This is a genomic window from Pseudomonas sp. NFACC46-3 (assembly GCF_900114515.1).
Lineage (GTDB): Bacteria > Pseudomonadota > Gammaproteobacteria > Pseudomonadales > Pseudomonadaceae > Aquipseudomonas > Aquipseudomonas fluorescens_Q.
Genome location: NZ_FOTH01000004.1, coordinates 38,428 through 50,708 on the forward strand (window position 1 = coordinate 38,428; position 12,281 = coordinate 50,708).

7 protein-coding genes are annotated in these 12,281 nt (G+C 62.5%); 4 read left to right on the plus strand and 3 right to left on the minus strand.

Annotated elements, in window-relative coordinates:
- On the minus strand, positions 1–3,707 hold a 3,707-nt coding region (locus BM300_RS07005; RefSeq protein WP_139232344.1), incomplete at its 3' end, for a retention module-containing protein.
- Between the two features lie 455 nt (positions 3,708–4,162).
- Between BM300_RS07005 and BM300_RS07010 the strand changes: the two genes are divergently transcribed.
- The 3 genes from BM300_RS07010 (at position 4,163) to BM300_RS07020 (ending at position 9,320) form a co-directional block, all read left to right on the plus strand.
- The gene (locus tag BM300_RS07010) at positions 4,163–5,521 is read left to right on the plus strand and encodes a TolC family outer membrane protein (protein WP_092462404.1); all 1,359 of its coding nucleotides are present in this window, start codon (positions 4,163–4,165) and stop codon (positions 5,519–5,521) included.
- Positions 5,522–5,551: 30 nt separating this feature from the next.
- The gene (locus tag BM300_RS07015) at positions 5,552–7,711 is read left to right on the plus strand and encodes a type I secretion system permease/ATPase (protein WP_092462468.1); all 2,160 of its coding nucleotides are present in this window, start codon (positions 5,552–5,554) and stop codon (positions 7,709–7,711) included.
- Positions 7,712–7,955: 244 nt separating this feature from the next.
- The gene (locus tag BM300_RS07020; protein ID WP_072341479.1) at positions 7,956–9,320 is read left to right on the plus strand and encodes an HlyD family type I secretion periplasmic adaptor subunit; all 1,365 of its coding nucleotides are present in this window, start codon (positions 7,956–7,958) and stop codon (positions 9,318–9,320) included.
- Positions 9,321–9,505: 185 nt separating this feature from the next.
- Here BM300_RS07020 and BM300_RS07025 read toward each other — a convergent pair whose 3' ends face one another.
- Together BM300_RS07025 and BM300_RS07030 are read right to left on the minus strand one after the other, a co-directional pair.
- Positions 9,506–10,102, minus strand: a complete 597-nt coding sequence (locus BM300_RS07025; protein ID WP_092224821.1) for a tRNA-uridine aminocarboxypropyltransferase — start codon at positions 10,100–10,102, stop codon at positions 9,506–9,508.
- A 2-nt stretch (positions 10,103–10,104) separates the two neighbouring features.
- On the minus strand, positions 10,105–10,998 hold the full coding sequence (locus BM300_RS07030; RefSeq protein WP_003184133.1) for a LysR family transcriptional regulator: 894 nt from the start codon (positions 10,996–10,998) through the stop codon (positions 10,105–10,107).
- A 332-nt stretch (positions 10,999–11,330) separates the two neighbouring features.
- Here BM300_RS07030 and speB point away from each other — a divergent pair, with 332 nt between their 5' ends.
- Positions 11,331–12,281, plus strand: coding sequence for an agmatinase (gene speB / locus BM300_RS07035; RefSeq protein WP_003198979.1), 951 nt, complete (start codon positions 11,331–11,333; stop codon positions 12,279–12,281).

Consider the following 12,281-nt stretch of genomic DNA (forward strand, 5'->3'; position numbering starts at 1 on the left):
GCGCCCACGGCACCGCTGATCGAGCCGACAAGGCTGCCGCTGGCGGTTTCACTGGTGGCATTCGGGGCGCTGCCCGTGACAGTCCCGGGGGCCAGGTCCTGGCCGTCCTGGTTCAGGTCGAGGGCTTTTTCGTAGACGCTGATTTCATGGTCGGGTGTGGCGACGAGGCAGATATCGTGGACATCGATGGTGATGGTGGTAGTGCTTTCGTCGCCATCGGCATCACGCACGGTGTAGGTGAACACATCGGTCGCGCCCGGGGCGCTGACGGTGTTCGGGTTGCTGTGATAGACGGCGTTGCCATTGGCATCCAGGGTCAGGTAGCCGTAGGTGCCGTTGATCTGGGTGTTCAAGCCGCCAATCGCCGGAGTCGAGGTGTCGTTGCCCGCACGCACACCGATCACGGCACCACTCGCAGCCGGTCCGTCGGCACCACCTTCGTCGTTGTTCAGGACGTTGCCACTGACCGTCCCACCCTCATCCACCGAGGCGGAATCAGCATGAGCGGTTGGCAAGTCGTCGACGATATTCACGTCCAGATTGTCGTTGGCCGTGGTGCCATTATCGTCGGTGACCACTACGGCGAATTGCTCGCTAACGCTATTGGCACCGTTGGCGTTGGGATGGGTTTCATTGTCCAGCAAGGTGTAGCTATAGCTCACCACACCGGTGCTGGCGTTGTAGCCAGTGATGGTGAGCGTGTTGCCCAGCGCAGTGGTAATCGATTGCGGGAAACCCGCCGCCACGCCGCCGATAACCACATTGATGCCGCCCACACTCAAGGTCTGCACACCGTCCAACGCAGTCACGGTGAACGTGCCGTTTTGAGTCAAGGCCGATGCGTCCGGGCTGCTGCCGTCGCTGAGGTTTTTCTCCTGCAACGACAGCTCACCGCCGTCGGTGTCGAGGCCGGTGATGACTACCGGGTCGTCGTTGTTGTGCACTTGCAGCACCAGGTTCGCGGTGCTGGTGTCGCCATCGGCGTCGGTCAGCGTGTAGGTGAAGGTTTCACTGCCGTTGCCGCCGCCATTCAAGCCTTTGAAATCGGCATCGGCGGTGTTGAGGGTGTAGGTGTAGGAACCGTCGGCGTTGAGCACCAAGGTGCCGTAAGTACCGGTGAACGTGCCGGGCGTGATGGGGCCGGACGCCACGTGATCCGCACCTTGGGTGTCGTTGGGCAATACGTTGCCGGTCAGGGTGACCAGGGTTTCCGAGGCCGTACTGGCGTTGCTGTCGTCCACGGCCTTGGGCAAGTCGTCGACGATGTTCACGTCCAGGTTGCCGTTGGCCGTGGTGCCGTTATCGTCGGTGACCACTACGGCGAATTGCTCGCTAACGCTGTTGGCGCCGTTGGCGTTGGGATGGGCTTCGTTGTCCAGCAGCGTGTAGCTATAGCTGACCACACCAGTGCTGGCGTTGTAGCCGGTGATGGTCAACGTATTACCCAGCGCAGTGGTAATCGATTGCGGGAAACCCGCCGCCACGCCGCCGATAACCACATTGATGCCGCCCACGCTCAGGGTCTGCACACCGTCCAACGCGGTCACGGTGAACGTGCCGTTTTGAGTCAAGGCCGATGCGTCCGGGCTGCTGCCGTCGCTGAGGTTTTTCTCCTGCAACGACAGCTCACCACCTTCGGTGTCGAGGCCGGTGATGACTACCGGGTCGTCGTTGTTGTGCACTTGCAGCACCAGGTTCGCGGTGCTGGTGTCGCCATCGGCGTCGGTCAGGGTGTAGGTGAAGGTTTCACTGCCGCTACCGCCGCCATGCAAGCCTTTGAAATCGGCGTCAGCGGTGTTGAGGGTGTAGGTGTAGGAACCGTCGGCGTTGAGCACCAGGGTGCCGTAGGTGCCGGTAAAAGTGCCGGGCGTGATGGGGCCGGACGCCACATGATCCGCACCTTGGGTGTCGTTGGGCAATACGTTGCCGGTCAGGGTGACCAGGGTTTCCGAGGCCGTACTGGCGTTGCTGTCGTCCACGGCCTTGGGCAAGTCATCGACGATGTTCACGTCCAGGTTGCCGTTGGCCGTGGTGCCGTTATCGTCGGTGGCGACTACGGCGAATTGCTCATTAAGGCTGTTGGCGCCGTTGGCGTTTGGATGGGTTTCATTGTCCAGCAAGGTGTAGCTGTAGCTGACCACGCCCGTGCTGGCGTTGTAGCCGGTGATGGTCAGCGTGTTGCCCAACGCAGTGGTAATCGATTGTGGGAAACCCGCCGCCACGCCGCCGGTGACGACGTTGATTCCACCCACACTCAAGGTCTGCACACCGTCCAGCGCGGTCACGGTAAAGGTGCCGCTTTGAGTCAGCGCCGATGCATCCGGACTGCTACCGTCGCTGAGATTTTTTTCCTGCAGCGATAGCTCACCACCCTCGGCATCAAGGCCCACCAACACCACAGGGTCGTCGTTGTTGTGCACTTGCAGCACCAGGTTCGCGGTGCTGGTGTCGCCATCGGCGTCGGTCAGCGTGTAAGTGAACGTCTCAGTGCCGCTGCCCCCGCCGTGCAACGCGACGAATTGCGGGTCGCTGGTGTTCAGGGTGTAGGTGTACGTGCCGTTGGGGTTGAGCACCAGGGTGCCGTAGGTGCCGGTGAACGTGCCGCCGATGATCGGCCCGCTGTCGGGACCGGTGGGGATCCGGTCGGCGCCCTGATGGTCGTTGGGCAATACGTTGCCGGTGAGGGTCACCAGGGTTTCCGACGCCGTGTTGGCGTGGCTGTCGTCGATCGCCTGGGGTACGTCATCGGTGATGTTGACGTCCAGGGTGCCGGTGGCCGTGTCGCCGTCGGTGTCGACGGCCACTACCGGGAACTGCTCGGTAATGTTGTTGGCACCACCGCCGGCAGGATGGGTTTCATTGTCCGTCAGGGTGTAGGTGTAACTGACCACTCCTGTGGCCGGGTCATAGCCAGTGATAGTCAACGTGTTGCCCAGCGCCGACGTGATGGTTTGCGGGAAGCCCGTGGGCACGCCGCCTGTGATCACGTTGATGCCGCCGATGCTCAGGCTGCTCAGCCCGTCAGGCGCGGAAACCGTGAAGGTGCCGCTTTGCACCAACGCCCCCGGATTGCTGGCCGAACCATCGGCCAGATTGGCCTCGTTGGTGGTCAGTTCGCCGCCCTCGACATTGACCCCGTCGAGGGTCACCGGGTTATCCGGTGTCACCGGCGGCACGGTTGCATCGTCGCCCGTGTTGTCCGGATCACCGGCCAGGCGCAGTTGTGGAAACTCGGGAATCCCGTTGAACCCGGCCGTCGGAAAACCGATCTGCGGATCGACCTCCCCGCCAACTTCTTCCAGCAGCACAAAACTGTGCCCACCGCCCACGCCCCCCGGGTTGCCACCCTCGGGGCCGGCGGCCGTGGCTTCACCGGTCTGGGTCGGGTCGGCACCGGCGGCGATGGCTTGCTGCAGCTTTTGCACATCGGTCAGTTGCGCGTTACTCGGTGTCGCCGCGTCAGGCGTGTCGACATGCGGCGCATGGTTGGCGAGCAACTGCGGAGTCAGGGTCAGGTTGCTTTCGCGGCCCAGGGTCAACGTCTGGCCGTTCTGCATACGAACAGCCACCGCCCCTTCGGCACCGGTGACCAGGTGTTCGCCGGCATAAAGCCGATCGCCTTCGACCAGAGGCCGCCGCAGGCCACCGGCCGCTTCTGCGAATACTTGCCCGACTATTTTGCTGACGATTCCGATGAGCGCTGCCATGTGCATTTCCTCCGTTGCCGACCGCAATCGGCACGTGTCTGGGTGAAGAATCCGTCCTCAGGTTTGGCAATCCAGAAAGCTGGAAAATCTGCCAGCTTTCGTGAAAGCAGAAGGTGCTGGCAATTCGCCAAAACGACAAAAAACCGTCACCAAAACCCACTTCACAGATCGCTCTTTCGACACTTCTTCACATCGTTTAAAAATTTGCATGGAACTTTTATTGACGCCTAAAAGCCGTCGCAACCCGCAAACTAAAAGGCTTTCGCTCTGAACAATGTGCCGGTTTTTTTCAAGCTCATAAGTTTTTTTCGGAATAAGCCTTATGAGAAATTCTTCTTAGGTTTTGCTCAGGATGTTCTTAGCTGTGTTGTTACAAGGTTGAAACGGTTTTGATCTTTAATACGTCAATATTTTGGCGACAAGCGAAGCACTACAGACCTCAGGAGATGCACCCCATGCGCGTTCTAACCCCCCTCTGCAGCGCGGTTTTACTGGCCATGGCCTGCTCTTCTCAGGCGCAGGCAATGTCCTTGACCGAGGCGATCCAGAGCACCATTGCCACTCACCCAGAGCTGGCACAACGGGTGGACAGCCGTCTGTCGGCCAATGAAGACGTCAAGGTCGCCCGAGGGGGCTTTTTCCCATCGGTGGATTTGAATGCCGGTTACGGTCGTGGCTATAGCGACAACACCAACACCCGGGCCTTGGGCAACCACCACACCAACATCCTCACCTATACCCAATCGGAGCTGCGCCTGCGGCAGATGATCTTCGACGGGTTCAACACTGCCAATGAAGTGGACCGCACCCAGGGCGTGGTCAACTCCCGAGCCTATTACGCCCAGGGCACCGCCCAGGATCTGGCGCTACGCACCATCGAGGTCTACCTGGAAGTGCTCAAGCGCCGCGAGCTGGTGACCCTGGCCAAGAACAACCTGCAGGCGCACCTGCGGGTCAACGACCAGATCGGCCTGCGCACCGAGCGTGGGGTGGGCAGTACGGCCGACTCCGACCAGTCCAATGCCCGTCGGGCCCTGGCGGAAAACAACTACGACACCGCCCAGGTCGACTTGGCCGACGCCGAGGCCAACTTCTACAGCGTGGTCGGACGCATGCCCGATGAGCTGGAGACACCGCCCTCGACCAAAGGCGAAATCCCCGCCGACCTGCGCGAAGCCCAGCAAAGCATGGTGGATAACAACCCCTACCTGAAATCGGCCCAGGCCGACATACAGTCCGCCGAAAGCCAGTACGAAGTGGCGAAGTCGCCGTTCTATCCACGCTTCGACGCCGAGGCGGCGGTGGGCGCCAACAACAACCTCGGCGGCGAAGAAGGCCACGACAACAACTGGCGGGTCGGCGTGGTGATGAACTACAACCTGTTCCGCGGTGGCAGCGACAAGGCGCGGTTGGCGTCCAACGCCCACCAGATCAACCAGGCCATGGACATCCGCAACAACGCCCTGCGCCAGCTCAACGAAGATACGCGCCTGGCCTGGAACGCGATGCTCAACGCCCGCAAACAGACCCCCACCGCCCGCGAGTACGCCGACACCACCGCCCGTGTGCGCGCCGCATACCAGGATCAGTTCGGTCTCGGCCAGCGCACCCTGCTCGACCTGCTCGACAGCGAAAACGAGCTGTACAACGCCAACCGTCGCTACACCGAAGTGCGTTACACCGAGGAATACTCGATGTACCGGGTGCTGGCGAACATGGGCCTGCTGTTGCACAAACAACGGATCGTGCTGCCGGCCGATGCGGTCGCGCAGACCGAAGTCAAGAACCAGGCACGGCTGCCGGAACTGAAGTAGCCCCCTCGAAAAAAAATGGGAGCGAACACTGTGACCAGCATGGAACCCACAACCCCTGGCGTCGATCCGCGCCTGAACTTCGATGATCCCTTGCTGGACGGCCTGTTGATCCTCTGCAAACTCCATGGCGCGACGGTCAGCCGCGCCAGCCTCAGCGCCGGGCTCCCTATGGCGCACCAACGCTTGAGCCTGGACCTGCTGCCCCGCGCAGCAGCCCGGGCAAGCTTGCAGGCGCGGCTGTTGCGTCGTGAGCTGGCGGACATCTCCCCCCTGAACCTGCCGGTGATGCTGATCCTGGCGGGGGGCCGCTGTGCGGTATTGCGGCGCTGGGGCGAGGACGGCAAGGCACTGATCCTGCCCAGCGAAGCCGATGGCGGCGAGCAGTGGGTCAGCCGCGAGGAATTGACCACCGATTACAGCGGCCAGGCGCTATTCGCCCGGCCGCGCCATGAACTCGAAGACCTGCGCGCGCCCCTGGTGCCGCGGGTCGAGGCGTGGTTTCGCGACACCTTGAAACTGTCGCGCTGGCTGTACAGCGACGCGATCCTGGCGAGTTTCCTGATCAACCTGCTAGGCCTGATGGTGCCGCTGTTCGTCATGCAGACCTACGACCGCGTGGTGCCGAACCAGGCCACGTCGACCTTGTGGGTGCTGGCCGTGGGGCTGTTGATCGGCACCGGTTTCGAACTGGTGTTGCGGGTGGTGCGCGCCCATCTGCTGGACACCGCCGGCAAGAAAACCGACGTGATTCTCTCCGCCACCCTGTTCGAGCGCATCACCGGCATGGCGATGAAGGCCAAGCCCGTGACCATCGGCGGCTTCGCCCAGAGCATCCACGACTTCCAGGGCCTGCGCGAATTCCTCACGGCGGTGACCCTCACCAGCCTGATCGACCTGCCCTTCGCCCTGCTGATGCTGGTGGTGATCGGCCTGTTGGGCGGCTGGCTGGTGGTGATTCCAGTGGTGGCGTTTCCAATCACCATTGTCTTCGCGATGATCATCCAGGTGCGCCTGCGCGACACCGTGCAAAAAAGCCTGGCCCTCGGCGCCCAGCGCCAGGCTCTGCTGATCGAAACCCTCGGCGGCCTGGAAACCCTCAAGGCCTGCAGCGCCGAGAGCGAGCGCCAGCATCAGTGGGAAAGCACCCACGGCGCCCTCACCCGCCTGGACAGCCACGCGCGCAACCTCTCGGCTCTGGCGACCAACGGCACGTTGTTCCTGCAACAACTGGCCGGCATGGCGACCATCGTCGCCGGGGTCTACAGCATCATCGCCGGCAACCTCAGCGTCGGCGCGCTGGTGGCGACCTACATGCTCGGCAGCCGGGTGCTCGCCCCGCTCGGGCAGATCGCCGGGCTGATCACCCGTTACCAGCAAGCCCAGCTCACCATGCGCAGCACCGATGCCCTGATGGCGCTGCCCCAGGAACGCGATGCCAAACAACGGCCGCTGGATCGCACCCAGTTGCAGGGCGCGCTGGACGTCAGCGGCGTGACCTTCCACTACAACGGCCAGAGCAGCCCAGCACTGGCGAACATCAGCTTCAGCCTCAAGCCCGGCGAACGGGTCGGGATCATCGGTCGCAGTGGCTCGGGCAAGAGCACCCTGGCGCGCCTGGTGATGGGTTTCTATGCGCCGGAGGAAGGCCAGTTGCTGCTCGACGGCCTGGACCTGCGGCAACTGGACGTCGCCGACCTGCGCCAACAGATCGGCTACGTTGCCCATGACCTGCCGCTGCTGGCCGGTAGCCTGCGGGACAATCTCACCTTGGGCGCCCGTTACATCAGCGACGCGCGCATGTTGGAAGTGGCGGAACTGACCGGTGTCACCGAACTGGCGCGCCAACATCCCCAAGGTTTCGACCGCCCGGTGGGCGAGCGCGGGCAGTTGCTTTCCGGTGGTCAGCGCCAAGCCGTGCTGCTGGCCCGGGCCTTGCTGCTCGACCCGCCGATCCTGCTGCTGGACGAACCCACCAGCGCCATGGACAACAGCAGCGAAGACGTCCTGCGGCAAAAACTCCACACCCATGTACAGGGCAAGACCGTGCTGCTGGTCACCCACCGCACCTCGATGCTGAGCCTAGTGGACCGCTTGGTGGTGTTGGACAACGGACGGATCGTGGCGGATGGACCGAAGGAAGCAGTCATCGATGCGTTGCGCAAGGGACGGGTGGGGACGGCGGCGGTTTAACAGCCCCCACAACACCTGTGGCGAGGGAGCTTGCTCCCGCTGGGCTGCGAAGCAGCCCCCAAGCCATTCACCCGATTGTGTCAGACGGACCGCCTCGACAGGTTTTACGACGGCTTCGCCGCCGAGCGGGAGCAAGCTCCCTCGCCACAAAAAGCAGCGCCCAGCTCTCTTCTAAAAGCAGCACCCGCTCTTTTCTAAAAAGCAGCGACCGGCTCCACTTCACTTAACCGACGGGTACCGCTCCATGTCAGCCCAAACACCGGATTCAACCGCTCGAAGCTACTTCGGCAGTTTCAGCAAAAGCGCCGAAAGCGAGTTCATGCCAGAAACCGCCGGCGCCACGCTGCAGGATTCGCCCCGGCGCTCGCGGGTCACCGTGTGGCTGGCCGCCGGGTTGATCGTCACCGGGTTGGTCTGGGCGAAGTTGGCGGTGTTGCAGGAAGTCACCACCGGTGAAGGCAAGGCGATTCCGTCGAGCAAGATCCAGGTGATCCAGAACCTGGAGGGCGGCATCGTCACCGAGATTTTCGTCCGTGAAGGCCAGATGGTGAACAAGGGCGACACCCTGCTGCGCCTGGATGACACCCGATATCAGTCGAACAAGGGCGAGAGCGAAGCCGACCGCTATGCCTTGACCGCCCAGGTCGAGCGTCTGTCGGCCGAGGCCGAGGGCCGGCCGTTCAATCTTTCGGCCGAGGTGATCGCCAAGGCCCCGCAAGTGGCCGAGGACGAGCGCTCACTGTACGAACAACGCCAGCGGCGCCTGGCCAGTGAACAACGGACCCTGACCGAACAGCTGCGGCAGAAGACCCAGGAGCTGGCGGAGTTTCGCTCCAAGCAAGGCCAGTTCAGCTCGGCCCTGGCCTTGCTGCAAGAAGAAATGAACATGTCCGCCCCGCTGGTGCGCACCGGGGCGGTATCACCGGTGGAGATCCTGCGGCTCAAACGCAGCGCGGTGGAAATCCGCGGCTCGCTCAACGCCACCACCCTGGCCATTCCCCGAGCCGAATCGGCGATCAACGAGATCAAGAGCAAGATCGACGAATCGGAACAGACCTTTCGCTCCGAAGCAGCCAAGGACCTCAACGAGAAACGCACCGAACTGTCGAAAATCACCGCATCGAGCATCGCCATCGACGACCGCGTGACACGCACTACGGTGGTCTCGCCCGTGCATGGGGTGATCAAGCAACTGAAGGTCAACACCATCGGCGGCGTCGTGCAGCCAGGCAACGACATGGTGGAAATCGTGCCCCTGGAAGACAACCTGCTGATCGAAGCCAAGGTCCGCCCCCAGGACGTGGCGTTCCTGCACCCGGGCCAGAAAGCCATGGTCAAGTTCAGCGCCTACGACTACACCATCTACGGCGGGCTGAGCGCCAAGCTCGAACTGATCGGCGCCGACACCATCACCGACGACAAGGGCAACAGCTTCTACCTGATCCAGGTGCGCACCGACAAAAACCATTTGGGCGGGGATGCCAAACCCTTGCTGATCATTCCGGGAATGGTGGCGACAGTGGATATCATTACCGGCGAGAAAAGTGTCCTGGATTACCTGCTCAAGCCGGTGTTGAAAGCGCGGACCGAGGCGATGCGCGAGCGCTGATCTGGATTTGACTCGCCTGTTTGGTCCGGGGACATGGTTAACCCCTGTGGCGAGGGAGCTTGCTCCCGCTGGGCTGCGAAGCATCCCCAAGACCATTCACCTCGCTGTATCAGACAGACCGCGCCAGTAGGTTTTACGACGGCTGCGCCGCCGAGCGGGAGCAAGCTCCCTCGCCACAGGGGCCTCTAAACCTCTCCATGGTTCTTCTGGTAAGTCTCCTCCCCCATCGCCGCAATCTGCCCCTCGATCAGCGCTTCGAACGGCCTCAACAACGCCTCGAAACTCGCCGGCGCCTCCAGCGTCTGCAACGCCTGGACAATCGCCTCCACCGTCGACAACGCCCCCGGCCCGGGCGCCTTGCGCAAGCGATAACGGGACACCCCACCTTCGGCCAGGGTCACCCTCGGCAGCGCCGCCAACAAGGGATTGAGGTGCAGCAACTTGCGCGCCTTGCGCCAGGTGCCATCGGGAACGACCAACAGCAGCGGCTCATCGGACAGGACATAGGCTTGCAACGGCTGCGCCTCGTCGCCGGGAAACAGCAAGCGCGCCTGATACCCCGGTTGATTGAGCAACCGGGGCAAATCCTCGAACACCTCACCCACGATCAACTCGGCATTATTGAGTCCCAATGCCGCCAGCCGGGCGGTATTCAAAGCATGGTTCACTTCACTGGGATGCTGCAACAGCAAGACGCGGGTGCGGCTGTCGAGGCTGGGGATCAGCGAGCACAGGCAATGGCTTTGCGGCCTGTGGCAACGCGGACAATGGATTCTGGACATGGTCAGGCCTGATTCAGTTGAGCTTTGAGCAAATCGCGGAAGGTCTGGATCAGCGGCTCGCGGCTACGACCACGGCGTACGATCATCGAAAACGGCGCCTGATAACCAAAGGTCGCCGGCAGCAGCACGCGCAAGTCGCCCTTGTCGACCCAGGCCTGGGCGTAGTGCTCGGGCAGGTAACCGACGTAGGCGCCGGACAACACCAGGATCAACTGCGCCTCCATGCTCTCCACCGTCGCCGCGCTGTGCTTGAAACCGTGGCGGGCCAGTTCGGCCTGGCTCCAGTATCCGCGCCCGACCATGCGTTGCTGGGTGATGACCTGCTCGGGGATGCGCCGCTCGTTGAACAACGGGTGGCGGTTGCTGCAGTACAACCAGTGCTGCTCACGGTACAGCGGCATGTAGACCAGCCCGCTCATGCGCGTGGAAAACGCACCGATGGCCAGGTCCAGGCGATTATCCTGCACGCCCAGTTGCAACTCATAAGGGCTCATGACCGACAGGTGCAAATGCACCGCCGGATGCTCCTGGCTGTAGGCGCCAATGGCTTCGGCAAACGGCAGGGCCTTGTCGCTGACAGTGGAATCGATCACCCCCAGGTTCAAGGTGCCGCGCAGCTCACCCTTGAGCGCGGCGGCGTACTGCTCGAACCCTTCGAGCTCGCCCAGCAGGCGCAAGGTTTCCTGATGGAACAGCTCGCCCTTGCTGGTCAGACTGAAGCCCCCCCGGCCGCGATGACACAACACCAGGCCCAAGGCCGATTCCAGTTGGCTCATGTAGGTGCTGATGGCCGACGTGGACAGGTTGAGCTCGTGCTGGGCATTGGCGAACCCTTGGTGCCGGACCACGCTGACAAAAATGCGCAGCAGTTTCAGGTCGGGTAGAGCGTTGGCCATTGGGGGCTCCATACAATCGAGTCAATGCAAACTTTGTGGCGAGGGGATTCATCCCCGCTGGGCTGCGAAGCAGCCCCAATACCATTTTCCTGACACACCGAGCTTTCAGGTTTTAGGGCCGCTTCGCGCCCCAGCGGGGATAAATCCCCTCGCCACAGGGGCCACTATTTCCCAATCCAAACAGGGGGACCGTGCTGCCGCGAAGTCTATCGCCCCGCCCGCCATTAGTTTAGAAAAATCTGAACTAAGTATTTGCCCCCAGCGATTCTTCACGGCAACGGCTTTTCGCAGAATCGGCCCCTGATAAGTAAAACAACGATGAGGCCCTACCCGTGGACAAGATTCTTCACCAACCACTGGGCGGCAACGAAATGCCGCGCTTCGGCGGCATCGCCACCATGATGCGACTCCCCCATTTGCAAACCGCTGCCGGCCTGGACGCTGCGTTCGTCGGCGTGCCGCTGGACATCGGCACCTCCCTGCGCGCCGGCACTCGTTTCGGGCCGCGGGAGATCCGCGCCGAATCCGTGATGATCCGCCCCTACAACATGGCCACTGGCGCCGCGCCGTTCGACTCGCTGTCGGTGGCCGACATCGGCGACGTGCCGATCAACACCTTCAACCTGCTGGACGCGGTGCGGATCATCGAGGAGTCTTACCACAAGATCCTCGAACACAACGTCATCCCCCTGACCCTGGGCGGCGACCACACCATCACCCTGCCGATCCTGCGGGCGATCCACAAGAAACACGGCAAGGTCGGCCTGGTGCATATCGACGCCCACGCCGATGTGAACGACCACATGTTCGGCGAGAAAATCGCCCATGGCACCACCTTCCGCCGCGCCGTGGAAGAAGGCCTGCTCGATTGCGACCGCGTGGTGCAAATCGGCCTGCGGGCCCAGGGCTACACCGCCGACGATTTCAACTGGAGTCGCAACCAGGGTTTCCGCGTGGTCCAGGCCGAAGAGTGCTGGCACAAATCCCTGGCACCGCTGATGGCTGAAGTGCGTGAGAAAGTCGGTGGCGGCCCGGTGTACCTGAGCTTTGATATCGACGGCATCGACCCGGCCTGGGCCCCTGGCACCGGCACCCCGGAAATCGGCGGGCTGACCACCATCCAGGCGATCGAAATCGTGCGCGGCTGCCAGGGCCTCGACCTGGTGGGTTGCGATCTGGTAGAAGTCTCGCCGCCGTACGACACCACCGGCAACACCTCGCTGCTGGGCGCCAACTTGCTGTACGAGATGCTCTGCGTACTGCCTGGCGTGGTTCATCGCTGA

Coding starts and splice junctions, on each gene's coding strand:
- BM300_RS07010 (WP_092462404.1), top strand. CDS start 4,163: ATGCGCGTTCTAACCCCCCTCTGCAGCGCGGTTTTACTGGCCATGGCC.
- BM300_RS07030 (WP_003184133.1), bottom strand. CDS start 10,998: ATGGCCAACGCTCTACCCGACCTGAAACTGCTGCGCATTTTTGTCAGC.
- BM300_RS07025 (WP_092224821.1), bottom strand. CDS start 10,102: ATGTCCAGAATCCATTGTCCGCGTTGCCACAGGCCGCAAAGCCATTGC.
- BM300_RS07020 (WP_072341479.1), top strand. CDS start 7,956: ATGTCAGCCCAAACACCGGATTCAACCGCTCGAAGCTACTTCGGCAGT.